The sequence below is a fragment of the Bradyrhizobium sp. SRL28 genome, assembly GCF_018596315.1.
Classification (GTDB): domain Bacteria; phylum Pseudomonadota; class Alphaproteobacteria; order Rhizobiales; family Xanthobacteraceae; genus Bradyrhizobium.
On the sequence record NZ_JAHEAG010000013.1, the window covers coordinates 63399 to 79549 of the forward strand.

Annotated in this window: 13 protein-coding genes; 2 read left to right on the plus strand and 11 right to left on the minus strand. The window is 62.9% G+C overall.

All coding sequences use genetic code 11. The features are described from left to right. Window positions 1-262 precede the first annotated feature (262 nt). Complete coding sequence (locus KIP88_RS23890) at window positions 263-1027, plus strand: class I SAM-dependent methyltransferase (protein ID WP_214490446.1); 765 nt, start codon at window positions 263-265, stop codon at window positions 1025-1027. A 23-nt stretch (window positions 1028-1050) separates the two neighbouring features. On the opposite strand, the gene KIP88_RS23895 is transcribed toward KIP88_RS23890, so the two are convergent. The 4 genes from KIP88_RS23895 to KIP88_RS23910 are packed head-to-tail and all read right to left on the minus strand — an operon-like array spanning window position 1051 to window position 4721. Further along, complete coding sequence (locus KIP88_RS23895) at window positions 1051-1464, minus strand: hypothetical protein (protein ID WP_214490447.1); 414 nt, start codon at window positions 1462-1464, stop codon at window positions 1051-1053. After that, complete coding sequence (locus KIP88_RS23900) at window positions 1461-2690, minus strand: glycosyltransferase family 4 protein (RefSeq protein ID WP_249790976.1); 1230 nt, start codon at window positions 2688-2690, stop codon at window positions 1461-1463. The genes KIP88_RS23895 and KIP88_RS23900 overlap by 4 nt, the downstream gene beginning before the upstream one ends. Next, window positions 2653-3930, minus strand: coding sequence for a glycosyltransferase (locus tag KIP88_RS23905; RefSeq protein ID WP_214490448.1), 1278 nt, complete (start codon window positions 3928-3930; stop codon window positions 2653-2655). Before KIP88_RS23905 ends, KIP88_RS23900 begins: the two co-directional genes overlap by 38 nt. Next, window positions 3927-4721 carry a WecB/TagA/CpsF family glycosyltransferase gene (locus KIP88_RS23910; RefSeq protein ID WP_214490449.1) on the minus strand — a complete coding sequence of 265 codons (795 nt, stop codon included), beginning with the start codon at window positions 4719-4721 and terminating at the stop codon, window positions 3927-3929. The genes KIP88_RS23905 and KIP88_RS23910 overlap by 4 nt, the downstream gene beginning before the upstream one ends. A gap of 204 nt (window positions 4722-4925) precedes the next feature. Between KIP88_RS23910 and KIP88_RS23915 the strand changes: the two genes are divergently transcribed. Further along, window positions 4926-6026 carry an endo-1,4-beta-xylanase gene (locus tag KIP88_RS23915; RefSeq protein ID WP_214490450.1) on the plus strand — a complete coding sequence of 367 codons (1101 nt, stop codon included), beginning with the start codon at window positions 4926-4928 and terminating at the stop codon, window positions 6024-6026. Window positions 6027-6042: 16 nt separating this feature from the next. Here KIP88_RS23915 and KIP88_RS23920 read toward each other — a convergent pair whose 3' ends face one another. Genes KIP88_RS23920 through KIP88_RS23950 form a run of 7 tightly spaced genes read right to left on the minus strand, consistent with a single transcriptional unit; the run spans window position 6043 to window position 15856 of the window. Beyond that, window positions 6043-7482, minus strand: coding sequence for a lipopolysaccharide biosynthesis protein (locus tag KIP88_RS23920; protein ID WP_214490451.1), 1440 nt, complete (start codon window positions 7480-7482; stop codon window positions 6043-6045). 3 nt (window positions 7483-7485) lie between these two features. Further along, window positions 7486-8541: an acyltransferase gene (locus tag KIP88_RS23925; protein ID WP_249790977.1), complete on the minus strand. Its 1056-nt coding sequence runs from the start codon at window positions 8539-8541 to the stop codon at window positions 7486-7488. Continuing rightward, window positions 8538-9644 carry an acyltransferase gene (locus KIP88_RS23930; RefSeq protein WP_214490452.1) on the minus strand — a complete coding sequence of 369 codons (1107 nt, stop codon included), beginning with the start codon at window positions 9642-9644 and terminating at the stop codon, window positions 8538-8540. Before KIP88_RS23930 ends, KIP88_RS23925 begins: the two co-directional genes overlap by 4 nt. Before the next feature lie 41 nt (window positions 9645-9685). Beyond that, complete coding sequence (locus KIP88_RS23935) at window positions 9686-10720, minus strand: glycosyltransferase (protein ID WP_214490453.1); 1035 nt, start codon at window positions 10718-10720, stop codon at window positions 9686-9688. Between the two features lie 18 nt (window positions 10721-10738). Further along, window positions 10739-12133 (minus strand): VpsF family polysaccharide biosynthesis protein, encoded by a 1395-nt coding sequence (locus KIP88_RS23940; RefSeq protein WP_249790978.1) that lies wholly within the window; start codon window positions 12131-12133, stop codon window positions 10739-10741. A 2-nt stretch (window positions 12134-12135) separates the two neighbouring features. After that, window positions 12136-14448: an AAA family ATPase gene (locus tag KIP88_RS23945; RefSeq protein ID WP_214490454.1), complete on the minus strand. Its 2313-nt coding sequence runs from the start codon at window positions 14446-14448 to the stop codon at window positions 12136-12138. Then, window positions 14429-15856 carry an outer membrane beta-barrel protein gene (locus tag KIP88_RS23950; protein WP_214490455.1) on the minus strand — a complete coding sequence of 476 codons (1428 nt, stop codon included), beginning with the start codon at window positions 15854-15856 and terminating at the stop codon, window positions 14429-14431. Before KIP88_RS23950 ends, KIP88_RS23945 begins: the two co-directional genes overlap by 20 nt. Window positions 15857-16151 lie beyond the last annotated feature (295 nt).

The window sequence follows — 16151 nt, forward strand, 5'->3', positions numbered from 1 at the left end:
GATCGAGGTGCGGCAGGGCAGAAGAAATGACATACGAGGCCCTTCTTTGCAGCTTTCTGCCGTCGATCGCTCGGTAGCGAATACGGAACCCACGCACTGGAAAAAGCGTCTTCGCTGCCCTCGCTGTTCGTCGGCACTGCGGAACGCGTGGTCACGACCGTCCTGTTCGAACCGTGCCTGCGATTATAGCAGGGCCGGGTTTCCCACGATCGGCGCGCAACCGGTGCTGATCGATTTTGCAGCCAGCATTTTCGAGCGCCGAATGTACGACGCCGACAACGGCTCGGTGCTGCAGCGGGACGTCAGCCGCCGTTCCATCGGGTCGCGGCTGCATCGCTTTACCTTCGGCGGTAACCCGGTCGCGGTCTCCAACAGCACGAAATTCATCAATTTGCTGAAGCAGGAGTCGCGGCGGCCTGTCGTGCTCGTGGTCGGTGGAGGCACGATCGGTTCGGGCGCAGACGAACTCTACCAGGACGATTCCATCGAGCTTGTCGGCACCGACGTCTACGCCTCGCCGCATACCGTGCTGGTGGCCGACGCTCACAGACTGCCGTTCGAAGACGGCGTGTTCGACGGTGTCTGGGTGCAGGCGGTGCTGGAACATGTACTGGAACCCGCAACTGTCGTCGCCGAACTGCATCGCGTGCTGCGGCAGGAGGGCCTGGTCTATGCGGAGACGCCGTTCATGCAGCAGGTGCATGAGCGGGCCTATGATTTCTCGCGTTTTACGCAGAGCGGTCACCGCTGGCTGTTCAAGCGATTTTCCGAGATCAGCGCCGGGCCGGTCGGCGGCGCCGGCGTGGCGCTGGCGTGGTCGATCCGCTATTTCTCGCGCGCGCTCGGCGCGGGCAACAAGCTGTCACGCCTGATCGTGCTGCCGTTCTTCTGGATCAGATATCTCGATGCATTCGGGCGCGGCCGGGCCGCAGCCGACGCGGCCAGCGGCTTCTTCTTTCTCGGCCGCCGGGCCGAGCAGGCGATGGATCCGCACGCCATGCCGGAATACTACAACCGGCAAAAGTGAGGTTTCGACGCGCTGCGCGGGCCTTACGAAATGCCCTTGATCTTCTTGCATGGTGTCGACGCGGTCGACGACCTCCGTGCGACGTCGGTTACGGAGCGAATGGAAAGCTTTTCCTTAGCCGTGATGAAGCGCAGCACGCCGTGCGGATGAGCGTCGCAGAATTGCGCCAGCGTGGCGGCGGTTGCCGAGATGCTGTCCTGCTTGGGGATCACGGCGATGCCGCCATCCCTCAGCATGTACGCATCCTTCACGTTGGGCATGGATGATGTCGCGATGCAGACCTTGAACAGGTCGTTGTAGGCCTGCGGCGTCAGGGCCAGATCGCCGCCGGGTGTTCCTAGGAGATATTCGCGGCTCTTGCGGCAGTTCTCGCTATCCGCCCGCGCCGCACCAGTCGCGAACGCCAGCAGCACCGCAGTCGCGACCAGCAGCTTCATGCCGTTATTCCGATGCTGCGGTCCGCGGAAATCAGCTTGCCGGCATAGGCCAGGCCATAGGTCGTCGCCGCGCAGCGCTCCCATGAAAGAGCGCGGGCATGAGCGGAGGCGCCTGCCGCGAGAATGGCACGCAGGCCCCGATCCGCGACCAGCTCCGCGATCGCCTGCGATATGCTTTCCACCGACGGTGGCACGAGAATTCCAGTCTCGTCGGCGAGTACGGCGTCAGGCACCCCGCCGACCTCGCTCGCGACGCTGGGCAGGCCGGCGGCTCCGGCCTCGAGATAGACCAGTCCAAATCCCTCCACCCGGCCGGTCGTGTCGGGCAGTCCGGTGAGACAGAAGAAGTCCGAAGCGGCGTAGAGATCTCGGATGGCCTCGTTCGGCTGCGGGCCGAGGAAACGAATGTCGCAAGCCACCTGACCGGCATTCCGTCGCAACTCTCCGACATAGTCGGCTTCGCCGTCCGGGCCGATCACGAGCCACGTGATGCGACGGCGCAGCTCGTCCGGAAGCCGCGACAGTGCAGCGAGCGTCAGATGATGCCCCTTGCGGCGCGTGATCCGCGCGACCGTGATCATCACCAGCCGATCTTCCGGCAGACGATAGGCCAGGCGTACCTCGCGGCGTTTCCGTTGCGCGCCGAACCAGAATTCCGATACGCCGAGATTGATCGCGCTGATCCTGCCGGGGTCGACGGCAAACCGCTCGCGGAACAGCGTCTCGGTAAAGCGGCTGTTGGCGACGACCTCCGTCCGCGGCCCGAACACGCCGGCGCCGCGGATCGCCATGCGTTTCAGCCGCGTCTGCGTTTCGTTGATCTCGGTGCCATGCACCGTCATCAAGACCCGCGCGGGCGTTAGCCATCTGGAAAGCGCGAGCGGAATGAAGAACGGCCAATCGGCGGCATGGACCACATCGTATCGATCGCCGCGGACGCCGCGGCGCGCCAGCATGATCTTGGCCGGCATGTCGCGCATGGAGTGGAGACCGCCACGAAACCGAACGACTTCGAAGGGCAGCGACCGGTCGTCCTCGTCCGTCTGCCGCGCGTAGTCCGGCGCCACCACGGTGACCTTCGCGCCGAGCCGGCTGGCAGCTGCCGCGATTTCGCGGGCGTAGGTCCCAATGCCTCCCATCGCGGGAGCGAATTCGCTGGTCAACAGGAGGATGTTCAACCCGGCGCCCTCAATAGGTAGGCGCCGCGGCGGCAAGTCCGCGCGCATCCTGAATTTCCTGATGATAGCGGAACACCCGCGCGAGCTGGGTGCCAGGGGTGAACGATCTGATGCTGTCGGCGATCTGCACCGGATTCATCACGCCCGCCTTGATGGCAGTCCTGATATCGATGAACCGCTGGACGAGCGTATCCACCATGTCGTCGCGACTGCCGTCCCGCGCCACCAGATAGCCGCTGACGCCAGGGCGGATCACGGGTTCGAGCTGCGGCAGGTGCATGGCGACGACGGGACGGCCCACCGCCAGGGTCTCGAGCACGCAACGCGGCATGCCTTCGAACTCGGATGTCAGGATGCCGGCATGGGCGCTGGCCAGCGTCTCCGCCATGCCCGCGGCATCCTTGAAGCCATGACGCACGGTGATGTCGTCAATGGCAGCGAATTCCTCGAACCGGTGGGGGTCGCTGGTGCCGATGTAGTGAAATCTAAGATCGCCGTTCAATCGCTGCCGCAGGCGATCGATCGTGCGAAACATCAGCGGCGGGTCCTTGAACTCGTCGAGCCGGCCCGCGAACACGATCTGGAATGGCGAAGAGTTCAACGGCCAGAGTTGCGGCTTGAAGATATCCGTATTGACCCATGTCCAGAGCGTGTCGATCTTGTCCTTGCGGCGCGGATAGGTCTGCTGCAGCCGCTCGGTGATGAACGGATTGACGCAAAGGAATTTTTCGCTCATGGCGACGGCGAACCGCTCGCCGGTGTTGTGGACGAAGGCGTATTTCCGCAGCAGCGAATCCATCTGCAATTTCGGCGCGCCCTCGCCGTGAAGCATCTGCACGAACGGAAGTCGCAGGACTGCCGGCAACCACGAAAATTCAACGCGCCGCAGATCGACCGAGCATCGCCTGGCGCGGATCAATCTTGCGATCGGGCCGAAGTGGCGGAGCAGCGCCATGAAGAATTGCCCGGTCAGCGACGTGCGGATGCTACGGGCCGCTTCGCGCGCCTGCTGGTCAGAATAATGCAGGATGGGCAGGAAGTCGAAGCCGCGGCCGCGGAATATCAGCCTGTGAAGCTTTCCCAGCTCCAGGTCGCCCGTCGAGTCCACGCCGATAAAGAGGATATCGGTGTCGGTCGGATGGAAGGTAATGAAGTCGCGGATGTAGGTCTCGAGGCCGCCGACCTTCTCGCCGCGCGGGTCGAACGGATGGATCAGGCAGATCTGATAGCGCGGCTTGATACGGCTGGTGTTTCGCGCCCGCAGCGCCAGGGTCAATGTTGAAGTCATGCGGCTTTCCTCATGCGTGCCCGGACAATTTGCGGAATGGTTCGCGCAACGAGACGCGGAACCACGCTCATGCATTTGACATAGCGGGGACCGAGCCGCCGCGGCTCGCGCAGCATGCGCCACGCCCACTCCATGCCGGTTCTGCGCGCGATGGACGGCGCGCGGCTCTGCGTGCCGGCGATGAAATCGAGCGCGGCCCCGATGCATAACACGCCGGTTCCGTTCAACTCGTCGAGGCACCGCGCGGCGAACAGTTCCTGCCGTGGCGCGCCCAGCGCAACGAAACAGAGCTTTGCGCCCGAGTCGCGAATAGTTTCGATCGCAGCATCGGCTTCGCTGGAATAGGGATCAAACCCCGGTCCCGGGGCAAGGCATCCTGCGATTTGCAATCCCCTGAATCGTTCCGACAAACGCCGCGCCGTCACCTTCAGCGTGAGATCGTTCGCGCCCAACAGAAAAACCGAAAGGCCCTTCTTTCGCGCTTCCGCGCAGACCGGTTCGACGAGATCGGCGCCGGTCGTGCGTTCGATTCGCGTTCCCATGAGACGGCTCAGCATGACGATCGGGAACCCGTCGGCTGTGACAAACCGGGCGCGGCGATAGGCGGCGCGAAAGTTCGCGTGTTGCTGCAACTGAACAACGTGATCGAGGTTGAGTGTGCAGACGCTGAAGTTGTCGCCACGTTGCGCGGCCGACACGATCGACGAAACCGCTTCCGGAAGCGAGGGAACATTGATGGTGACGCCGTCGACCGTGAGGCTGGGCTGCAACGATATTGGCGGTTCCGCCATGTCGACCTCCTGACGATGATTTGATTGAGAGACGCGTTCACGCTGGACGATCAACATGCCCGTGCTTCGCGACGGGAACTATCAGCCGAAAAGATTCTCGATCGGCTTCGTCACGAAATCGAACTAATGCGACGCAACGATGGCGATGTCGCAGCGCGAACGACAACACGTCGCGTTGATTCATTCACATGATGGAGATCAGCTATGCAGCAGTGGTCGAGGCGAAATGCGTTCGCTCTCATCGCAGGAGCAAGTGTTGCTTCTTACGAGCAGAGAGCATTCGCCGCGCAGCCCGCGCAAAGTCTCGGCGCCATCGCAGCTCGCAACGGAATCGTGTTCGGCGCAGCCGCAGGTCCTGTCATCGACAAGGATCGTGCCTATCGCGAGCTCTATCAGACGCACACTCGTATCGTTACGACAGATATTGCGATGAAGATGGGAACCATCGCGCCGCAACCCGGGCCGAAGCGATTCGAGAGCGCGGACCGACTGCTGCAATTCTGTGCAAGCAACAACATTCCGATGCGCGGCCATTGCCTGATCTGGAACGAATGGGTTCCGCAATGGATCAGGAACATGAGCGGCGCCGAGCGTGAAAAATTCTTCGATTCCTATGTCGAGGAAGTGGCTGCCCGTTATGTCGGCAAGCTGCATTCCTGGGATGTCGTTAACGAACCGTTCTGGCCCGGGCACAAGGCGCCCGGTGGTTACAGGCTCGGTCCATGGTACGACACGTTCGGCACGGGGTATGTGCGCCGCGCCTTCGAGCGCGTGGCGATGGTCGACCGCAAGACAAAACTGGTTCTCAACGAAGCGCAGAGCGAGCGCGACGATGAGGTCGGCCTCGCGGTTCGCCGCGGCCTGTTGCAACTGGTCGATGAATTGAAACATGCCGGCGTGCCGCTGCATGCTGTCGGACTGCAAAGCCACCTGCAGCCGCGGTATCCGCACGATCCCGGACGTTTCTCCGAATTCCTTCACGCGCTCGCCGATCGTGGCGTCGATATCTATCTGACCGAGTTCGACGTGCGCGACGACACGTTTCCGGACGACATCGCCGCGCGCGATGCCATGATCGCCGAGACGGCGGAGAAGTACCTGAACAACGCGCTGCGCGTTCCGGCGGTCAAGGTGGTCATCGCATGGGAACTTGCCGACAACTACTCGTTCTATACCGATGCGGCAAAGAAGAAGGACCCCCTCGCGCAACGGCTGCCCCGGCCGCTGCCGTTCGATTCATCGATGCAGAAGAAGCCACTCTGGTTCGCGATGGCGCGGGCGTTCGAGAACACCAGAAAATCGTAGGCACGAATCGTATCGCTCATGCCCCCGAATGCTGGGGGCGTGGGCGCAGCATCCGCACCAGCGATGGCGCGTAGAGCAGGGCGAGCGTTCCGAAATAGACGGCGGCGCCTGCCGCGACATGTGCTGCCAACACAGCAATGGTGCGGGCTTCCGGGAAGATCCGCAGCAGTGCCGCCATCGCAATCGTGGCCAATGCGATGCGCACGAGATGGCCGACCGGAAGGCGCAGGCCAAACCGGGTAAACCCGATCGAGAAACTGACGCTTGCCGCGGCCAGCGCCGCCAGCACGGTGGCGCCGGCAACACCGGTGAGGCCCCAGCGCGGCAGGAACAGGGCGCTCAGCACCACGGTCGTCGATGCGTCGATCGCTGCAATGGCCATCATCCAGCGTGTGCGGTTCTGCAGCAGAAACACCTGATCGCCGAAATGGGCGCGCAGGTTGCGGATCGCGCCGGCGAGGGTGGAAAGCGGCAGGACGGCGAGCGTCACCGCTTGAAACGGCGCTGCGATCAAAAGGTGCACGATCTCCGTTCTCAGCATGAATATGCCGGCGAGGCTTGGCGCCAGGATCGCGACCAGCAGCGCGCTGTTGGCGGCAAGCTGGCGCATGCCGGCCTGGCTGCCCTCCTGTTCCATGCTCTTTACCGCAAGGGGGAACGCAGCGGCTGTCACCAGCATGGCTGCGACCGCCGCGGCGCGTTGGCCGAGGCCGTAACCCACCGCGAACAGCCCGGCTGCGGCAACGCCGGACATTTCGTTGACGATGAATCGCGACGCATTGAGGCCAACCCAGCCGAGCGCGCCGCCGACGATCAGCGGAATGCCGTAGCGCAGCGCGTGCACGACGATCTCCCGGTCGATGGGCCAAAGGCGATAGCCACGGCGGAGTGTGGGTATCACGATCAGCGCCGCGGTCAGTTGCGCCGCAGAGTATCCCGCAAGCGGCCACTCCGCCGATTGGCCGAACCATCTGATCAACACCAGACCGGTGATGAATCCGACCGACGGCCCGAATACTTGCTGGATCGTATAGACCCGGATCTGCTGCTGCGCGCGGGCGCGCTCGCCGATATAGACGTTGAGGGATCGGGTCATCACATAGGCGACGGCGGCGAGAAGAAGGCCCGTTCTGGCGCCGGGCGCGATGACCAGAAGCAGAATTCCGACGACGGCCGCGCTTTGCAACGCAAGGGATGCCAGCAGGACGGCGTTTTCGGTGCGGTAGAAGCGAGGCGCGTCGTTGGCGTCCTGGTAGCGTCCGAGGAAGCGCAGCGCATATTGCGACCACCATGCGAGAAAGCCGATCTGCAGCAATTCGTGCGTGGCCGTGATCAACGTGATGACGCCGAGCGTGTGCTCGTCGACGACGTGCGTCCATACGATCATCGCCAGAAGCTGGAACAGTGGTCCGACGAATTGCGCGGGAAGATAGAGCAGGGTGTGTTTCAGGAGCATCGCTCAGGCCCCCAGCCAGCGGCAGAGTCGGGGGGAGGCGAGTTGCCGGACCGCCAGCAACGCGGCGGTAGAGAGGAGGACGGTCAAGCCGCAGCAAACAGCAAAGCCGGCGATGCCGCCAAGCTGGTGCAGCGAGGTGTGATCGCGCAGCGCCATGACGATAAAGATGTGCCAGAGATAGATGAAGTAGCTGCCCGACCCGATCCAGCCAAGCAGCGGCGAACCCGGCTGAATGGCGAATAGTGAAATGCAGAACAGGGCGGCGTAGAAAAAGAACGCCGACGAATCGTAGGTGGCGGCGTCGCCAAGGCCGAGAATACGCACGGCGGCATAGAGCATGTAGGCCGCCAGCATGGCGCCAAGCAGCGCGCGGCGCGTGCCCTGGTCGCGTAGGTCCGCGAACGTCGCGATCAGCGCGCCGAGCGCGACAAACGAGAACCAGAACGGAATGTCGCGCATCCGGATTTCGTCGAGCAATGCATCCGAGGCGCCGAGCCTTGATATGGCCGGGTCGAGATAACTGCCGGCAAGCAGACCGCAGCCGATCGAGAGAGCAAGGAGAAGAGCGATCCGCTTTTCTGCACCCGGTTTACCGGCACCGCCAACCGCAAAGACAAGCCACAGGCCGAGCATGCACCAGACATAGACGAAGACGTAATAGTAGACGAACACGTATCCCAACCCGAACCGGGCGAGCGTTGTGCCGATGCGATGGTCCATCGCCGGATTGTGCAGCGCCATGTAGGCATAGGCGGCGGCGAACGCGATCGCGTAAGGGATCAAAGCGGCCCTTAACCGCTTCGCCAGCGGCACGCGGCCGGAAAGCGCCGTCAGATATCCTGATACGAACAGGAAGATTGGCACGCAGGGCCGCAGCGCCGCGTCGAAGGATTTTTCCCAGACAGCATCGAGCGGCTGCGGAAGCGAATGGATTCCGATCACCATCAGGATGGCGATGCCGCGCATCGCGTCGATGACGCCATCGCGGCTTCGGGTCGTCACATGCGCGACGCTTAGGGATGGCGGATCTGCCGCTATGCGCTCGACGACCGTCATCATGTGCTCTCCTGCCGCGAGATGGCGGGAGACGGGACGGGCCGGATAGCGCGGCGGTCGTAGGCCTCGGTCAGATATCGCCGCAGCGGCGTTTCGAACGTGCGCAGTGAGACGACGCTCGCGAAGGCAAGGACTGTTATCGCCACCGGCGCCAGGAACAGCCGCTCATTCGGCGACAGCGAAAGCAGCCGTGATCCGAAGGTAATGATGACGGTCGCAACCGGGATATGCAGCATGTAACAGGAGTAGGTCAGTGGCGACCAGCGATCGAAACGGAACCGCGACAGCAGCGTTTCACGCCCCGCGCAGTCTGCTTGAACGGCAAGCATCGCGATGACGTAGATCGCCACCAGGGCAGTCATTGTCGGCAGCCACGAGCCGAGCACGATAAACGCCACGAGCGATGCGGCCAGCGCACCGGGAATCACAGGCCAGCGCGCGATCCGGTCGCGGAACAGGTAGCAAGCCATGCCGAGGTTGAACGCGGGCAGCGCCCTGAAGGCGCCGCCCTGGTTGATCCAGTCGGCCCACGGCGTCGTTCCTGCTGCCCATACCCAAAGCGAGTTGGCGAGCGCGGTGAGGGCCACGAGCGCAATGACCGCTTCCTTGCGGCGCTGCGCGATCAACGCGACGAGCGGAAACAGAAGATAGCAGAACATCTCCGCCGACAGCGACCAGCTCGGGAAGTTGAATGTCAGGCGCTCGCCGACGAAGGCGTGAAGCAGCAGGAATTGTGCGGGCAGGTCGGAAAGCGGATAGCGGGCGGGGTTGTCGGTCCTGGCGGCGCCGAAATGAAGCGCGCCGGCAAGCGCTATATAGAAGGCAAGCGTGGCGAGATGCAGCGGATAGATGCGGGCGAAGCGACGCCAGAGGAAGCGGCCGATCGATGCGGCATCATCGACGCGGCCGACATATTGCCGGACAATGACAAAGCCGGAGACCACAAAGAACAGGTCGACGAACAGATTGAAATGCCAGGTGTGCGCGACCATGAAACGGCCGATCGCCACGTCCTTGAAGTAATCGGAATAGTGCAGGATCACCACGGCGCCGGCCGCAATGATCCGCAACCCATCCTGATGCCTTGTGGTGCTGATGTCATGCAAGGCTGCGGTACTCCGGACCCGAAATTCCTGGAACGCCAGTGTCAGTTGGCAAGACGGACGATCAGGCTGATGACCGTGTCGCGGTCGCCGCGCGCCAGCTCGTTCCAGCGCGCCAGATTCCGAACCGCCAGCGCCACATACCGGGTGCGCCAATCCTCGTTCGATAGAGCAGCCGCGATCCGCGCGGCCGCGGAAGCCGGATCGGCGGTGTCGACGTGGATGCCGGATTCGCCCAGCACCTCGCGGAAAATGGCGGCATCGGGTGCGATGATCGGCAGGCCGGCGTATTGCGCTTCCAGCAGCGGCAATCCCAGGCCTTCGTCATGCGAGGTGCAGATGAACAGGTCCGCGGCGTCAAGCAATTCATTGACCCGGTCGGCGGACTGATATCCGTGCAGCGTAACGCCGGGTTGGCTCTCAAGCGCTTGCCAGTCGTCGCCCCACCCCGGCCTGCCGAGGATGTCCAACGTCGCTTCCGGAAATCCCTGCATGCGCAACGCGTCGAGGATTTTTGCCGCCGCCCTGAAATTCTTGCGCGGCTCCACCGTGCCCAGCGCGATCAGCCGAAGCGGTCGCGGCTGCGCGCTGCGTTCGCCGCGTTGTCCGGGGTCGAGGCCAAACACGTTGCGGACCGAAGGCCGATAGAGCGTCACTTCCGCGTCGTGCCGGCAATGCGCGGCAAGTTTGCGCTTTGTATCGCCGGAGTTTGCAAGAAAGCGCGGGTAGTGGCGCAAGGCGAGCTTGAAGGGTCCGGCCATGTACAGTCGCGCCCGCATATTGAGCTCGGCGCGCCGCGTGATCAGAAAATCATCGTGGATATAGGGCAGCACCCGCGATGCGAACGGCCGCAGCAGCGGGCTTGGTGGAAAGCCGGGACACAGCAGGATCGAGGACGAAGCCGCAAGCCGCATCGGCAAACCCAGGGTCTGCGTCGTCAGCATCTGGCGAAGACCCCGCGCCTTCACCGGCACGACATCGAGCGGCGCGAGCGCGGCTTCGGAGAACAGCTCCAGCGTGATGCGTTCGAGACCGGTGACGTGACGTCCGAGATGGGTGTTGTCGACATAGATAGTCATACGAAGGAGATTCCCGAGTTATGCCGGAACGGACCGGTAGCTGACAGGCGGGCGGACTGGTGCGGGCGCGGCGACGCGCCGCGGCTCGCGCGGCAGCAAGACCGAGATGAGGATCACGAACTGCGCGAGCTGAATGTTCTTCGAGGAGAAGCTCACCGAACTGGCGGCGATGACGACGATCAGCACCATGATGGCCCACACCGCCCGATTTGAGCGGCGCAGCAATTCGACGAAAAAGCACACCAGTCCGATCGTCAGCAGGACGGTGTGGACGAGGCCGAACTGGACGACGGAGGCAATCCAGAAGTTTTCGATGCCGTAGTTGAGGCCGAGCTGCGATTGCAGCGCATTCACCCGAACCGGGTTCGGGCCGAGGATCAGTTCATGCCAATCGAAATGCGAGAGCAGGCTGAAGGTGGCGAAGCGCGCCAGCGTGCTGCCCTTGTCAGACGAGAAGCGCAGCAGCATCTTGTCGAAAATGCCGAGGTCGAGCGCGGCGAATATGATGGCGCCTGCCGCAAACAGCACGCAGATGGCGAGAATTGCCGCGGGAAGCGGCATTCGCCTTCCCCGCATCAGGCGAACCGCCTCGAATAGCCCGACCAGCCCGATCATCGCCAGCACCGTGACCAGCGACGTTCGGCCGCCAAAGGCCATCAGCGATCCCAGGCTGAATGCGATCAGCGGCAGCCGCACCAAGAGCGGCGGACAAATCGCCGGACGAAGCACCAGCGCCAGCACGTAAGCACCGACGATGCCGGATGCCGTGAGCGGATGGCCCAGCAGCGCCGCGGAACGCCATTCGCCCATCACCACGACGTCGCCGAGCGTCAACGGGATCAGCCGGTGGCCGGAGAAATACTCATAGTATCCGAGCACGACGTTCAGCAGGATCGTGAAATGGATGGCCCATGCCAGCGGGCGTTTTTGCGATGGCGACAACTGCCACATCACCATCGCGATCAGGATCGGCAGCAGAAACGTGTCGATGATGACCGTGAACGGGCGTTCGAGCACGATCACCTGTATCAGGAGAAACAGCCAGCAGAGCAGATAGGCCAGCAGCAGCTTCGATTCGGAAAGCATCCGGTTGATCTCGCCGACCGGGCCGCGGCTGCGGATCAGCAGGAGAGAGAATGCAAGCAACGTGAAATAGGTCGCCGGGTGCAGCTTTTCGTAAAAGTTTCCGCCCGCCGTCATGTAATGGATTTTGAAGTTGGTCAGTACGGACGACGAAGCCGTGAACGTTGCCATCACGGCCAGCAGCATCAGCCCGGCCGCGATCTGTTCGATGAAGGCGTCGGCATTCCTAGCGCGCCCATGCGCATAGGAAGCCGGCCGCGGCGTCGGCAACGCGAGGGGGTGACGTCGCGCCTGCGCGATGCCGGTCGATCCGTTCAACGGTCCGCGCATTCTCACCGCGCCGCTCCGGCATGCAGGCTCGCAGCGCCGTATGGCTTGAGATAGGCCGAGCTGCGGTAATAGTCATAGAATTGCAGGCGGCTGAGATCGACGCGGGTCAGTACCGTTCCCATGACCCGATCGCGGACGGGGGACAAGAGGTCCATGGCATGGGACAGCACCTCGCCCGGGGTCTGGTCCCAGGCCAGTGCCAGAATGATGCGATCGGCCAGTTCGGCGAGCGCGCGGCCATCGACCAGGGGCACCAGCGGCGGCGAGTCGATCACGATCAATTCGTAGCGGTGGCGGAAGTAATCGAGAACGTCGACGATCCGGTCGGAGAACATCAGCTCCGTGATGAACTCGACTTCCTTGATCGGCGTGGACGGCAGAATCGAAAGCCCGGTGCTGGGATCCACCAGAATGGCGCGTTCCGGCGCGGCCTGGCCGATCGCGACTTCCAGCAGCCCGGCATCGGCGCGCGGACAGAGGGCACGGGTCACTTGCGGATTGCGGAGGTCGCCATCGATGAGGAGCGTGCGGATGCCGAGCATGGCCAGCGACTGCGCCAGATTGATCGCAAGCGTGGTTTTGCCCTCGCTGTCGAGCGCGGAGGTGACCTGCACGACCTTCACCGGCTGTGATCGCATCGTCCGTTGCAGCGCAAGGCGAACGGAGCGGATCGCTTCCGCGAAAAACGTGCCGGGCTCGTCGATCGCGTAGCGGGTCAGGGGCGGCTGCAGCGCGGGCGGCAATAGCCCTCTTGCTTTCGGATCATAGCGGCCGAGCGCGTTGCGTCCGCGCCGGGCGAGACGGGCCAACTCGCGCGCGCCGATCAATGGAACAGCGGCCAGCGCGGGAACGCCCGCAATGGCTTCGGCCTGTTCGATCGTCTTGACGCGGCCGTCGAGATAGTCGGCAAGGAACGCCAGCACGGTGCCGGCGCCGAGGCCGAGCATCACGGCAAGACCCAGGATCAGCATGGTCTTGGGAGATGACGGCCTGATCGGAGTGCTGGCCTTGGTCACGATCCGGGAATCCGGCATCTCCAGGCTCTCCTGCGCCGTCGTTTCCTTGGAGCGTGCCAGATAGGATTCATACTGCGTGCGGTTGGCTTCGGCCTCGCGCTGCAGTTCGCGCAAGCGCACCTGCGCCTGGCCGGAGGAGGTGGACACGCCCTGAAGCTTGTCGAGGCTTTGCGTCAGCGACGCTTCGCGGGAGCGCGCGACGTCGTAATCGTGCTTGGTGCTCTCCAGTATTCGCTTGATTTCCTCGTTGATCAGCCTCTGGGTGTCGCGCCGCTGCGCCCGGACGTTGGCGACGAGGGGATGACGCGCGCCATATTTGCTCGAGAGGTCGGCTTCGTTCTTGGCGATGTCGGCATATTGAGTCCGCAGTTTCGTGATCATTTCCGAGGAAATGGCCGCGTTGATGCCGCCGGGGTCGCCGCCCGATTTCGCGATGTCCTGGACCTGCTCATACTTGGCGCGCGCCTCCGCGGTTTGAACCCGCGCGGCGATCAGCTTGTTGTTGAGGTCGGTGAGCTGCTGGTCGTTGAGGGTTACGCCCTGGGACACCATCAAGTTATTGGCGGAACGATAATCCTCGACCGCCTTTTCGGAGGCGACGACCCTCGACTTCAAATCGTCGATCTGGCCGTTGAGCCAATTGGCGGCGATGCGCGTGGCGTCGTATTTGGCGCGAACCTGCTCGTCGAAATACGCGTCCGCAATCGCGTTGGCGATGGTGGCGGCCTTCTGCGGCGATTGTGAACTGACGGCGATGTCGACCAGGAAGGTCGTGCCCTGCCGCGTCACCTTCATCCGCTTCTGAAGGATATCGACGGATCGCGACTTGGCGGCGTCCTCGGGGCTGGCGCCGTCGCTCGGTCCGCTGCTGCGGAACAACGCTTTGATCGGATCGAGCAGGCCTGGCTTTGGCGTGAACTCCGTATCCTCCGTCAGCTTCAGCTTGCTGACGACGCGCATCAGTATCGCAACCGACTGAATCAGCAGCGTCTGGCTTTCGATGGTCGCATCGTCGGTGCCGAAGTTCGACAGCACGGACTGGTTGCTCTCGACGACATTGGCGCGGCGCGGATCGACCAGCACGGTCGACGTCGCCGTATAGAGAGTGGTGGTGAGCAACAAATAGATCACCGCGAGCCCAAGCAGGGCGAAGGCCGGCAGCACCGCCATCTTGTAGCGACGGCGCAGGATGCGGCCCATCTCGCGCAGATCGACGGTCGGATACTGCCATCCTTCGGCCGGGCGGCTGACAGGCTCGTCGGGGATTACATAGGGCAGGTCAGAATTGCGCTGTAACATTCATGCCTACCAGGTGTTTGTCGAAGCTGAAGACGGGGACGTCGCTGTCGCGCTTGGTGTAGCGGTAGTAGGCGGAAACGGCGCCGAAGCGATTGACGAGATATTTGACGCGCGTGTCCGACGTCAGCACGTTGTCCTTGCGGAACTGACCAAAGAACTTATCGTTCTCGTAGCCGCCGGCGAGCGACACGATGATGTTGCGGCGAAGTTCGTAATCGAGGCCGAGCTGCACCGCATTCGCGAGCACGCCGGTGGCACTGGTGTCGGTGGTCTGCGTGATGAGCTGCTCGGCATTGAAGTGCACGTCGAGCAGGCGCGTTGGCCGCCATGTCAGCCGCGCGCGGTAGGAAGGACCTTCGATGTTGCCGATCGACGGATCGTCGAAGCGCTGCTGGACATAGCCGGCGCCGAATTCGCCGGTCACGAGGTTGCTTAAGCCGACCGTGATGCCGGATAGTGCGCGATACCCTTGCGAGTCCAAGGTATGGCCCGGCGTTCCCCTGATGTCGCGCTGATTGCCTTCCACGCCGCCGAACCAGCCGAGAGTGGAAGAGATCGCATAGTCTATCCGGCTGTGCAGCGCGTAGATCTGCCCGTCGCGGGCGTCCTGGTTGATGACGGTGCCGTCCTGCGCGCGCGTCGATCCGAAATCGTAGGAATCGGTGCGGAGGCCGACCGAGGTCGTCAGCCGGTTGAACTCCTTGCGCAGGGTTACGTCGCCGGACATCAGATTGTACGGCGTCGGCGATATCGCGTTGGCGGGGGAAGTGAGCGTGCCGACGCCTTCGTTCAGATGCGCGATCTGAAAGCTGCCGAGGAGCATCGTGTCGTTTGTGATATCCAGCCAGCCGTTGCCCTTCAGGCTGGCATTGGTCTGGTTCAGGCTCGAAAACTGGCTATAGGCCGTCGACTGCGCATCCAGCTTCAGATCGACGCCATGCCGCCCCCATAACGAGTGCGCGCGCAGCGTCGGCTCGATCACGGCCGCGATATCGGAACGCGGCGCGGTGTTCGACGCAAAGACGTTGCTGTCGTAAAAAGTGCCGGCGGTCAGCGACGGGTTGAACATCCAGGAGCCGGAGCGAATCCCGACGGGCTCATAGCCAGGCTGTTGTCGTTTCTTCACCGGCATATCCTCGGGCGGTATCTCTTCGCGGGTCGCCGGATCGGTTCGATCCGGCAGCGATGACGGCTCAAAGATCTTCTGCGCGTTCCATGGCGAAGCGAATTCTCCGTTGGTCCATGGAATGGCCTGTGCATTCGCCGACGATCCAAGACCGAGCAGGATGGCAGCCGCCGGCACGGGCAACAGGTTGAAGCGGCATCGGCCGGGCGCGCGTATGAAGCGGCATCGCTCCCCGCTTCTTCCAGACGCGTTCCACCATGAAAGTGCAAATTCGAATCCCATCACCCATCCCTTGCGGGAACTTGAACGCGACGAACATTTGACGGGTGAAGCCCATCGCTCAGAAAATGATCGTCGACTGCGCATAAGAAAGGCATGCCTCATACTCGGTACGCGGGCGCAAGGTGTTTGAGTTGTGAGATTGAAGTGATGCGCTCGCCTGCAACGCGCCTTGCCGGAAAAAGTTTTCCTCGCGCCGCAAAAATATTTCGCATTGCAAAACGCGGATTGTGACAACAACGCAGCACGCACGTCGTCATCCGCTCGCGAGCGGCATTCACCTCATCTGCGGTTCCGC

Excerpts from the sequence above, each read along its gene's own strand:
- KIP88_RS23910 (WP_214490449.1), bottom strand. The coding sequence starts at position 4,721 with ATGGCGGAACCGCCAATATCGTTGCAGCCCAGCCTCACGGTCGACGGC.
- KIP88_RS23950 (WP_214490455.1), bottom strand. The coding sequence starts at position 15,856 with ATGGGATTCGAATTTGCACTTTCATGGTGGAACGCGTCTGGAAGAAGC.
- KIP88_RS23940 (WP_249790978.1), bottom strand. The coding sequence starts at position 12,133 with ATGCGCGGACCGTTGAACGGATCGACCGGCATCGCGCAGGCGCGACGT.
- KIP88_RS23935 (WP_214490453.1), bottom strand. The coding sequence starts at position 10,720 with ATGACTATCTATGTCGACAACACCCATCTCGGACGTCACGTCACCGGT.
- KIP88_RS23890 (WP_214490446.1), top strand. The coding sequence starts at position 263 with ATGTACGACGCCGACAACGGCTCGGTGCTGCAGCGGGACGTCAGCCGC.
- KIP88_RS23905 (WP_214490448.1), bottom strand. The coding sequence starts at position 3,930 with ATGACTTCAACATTGACCCTGGCGCTGCGGGCGCGAAACACCAGCCGT.
- KIP88_RS23895 (WP_214490447.1), bottom strand. The coding sequence starts at position 1,464 with ATGAAGCTGCTGGTCGCGACTGCGGTGCTGCTGGCGTTCGCGACTGGT.
- KIP88_RS23945 (WP_214490454.1), bottom strand. The coding sequence starts at position 14,448 with ATGTTACAGCGCAATTCTGACCTGCCCTATGTAATCCCCGACGAGCCT.
- KIP88_RS23920 (WP_214490451.1), bottom strand. The coding sequence starts at position 7,482 with ATGCTCCTGAAACACACCCTGCTCTATCTTCCCGCGCAATTCGTCGGA.
- KIP88_RS23915 (WP_214490450.1), top strand. The coding sequence starts at position 4,926 with ATGCAGCAGTGGTCGAGGCGAAATGCGTTCGCTCTCATCGCAGGAGCA.
- KIP88_RS23900 (WP_249790976.1), bottom strand. The coding sequence starts at position 2,690 with ATGCGCGCGGACTTGCCGCCGCGGCGCCTACCTATTGAGGGCGCCGGG.
- KIP88_RS23925 (WP_249790977.1), bottom strand. The coding sequence starts at position 8,541 with ATGATGACGGTCGTCGAGCGCATAGCGGCAGATCCGCCATCCCTAAGC.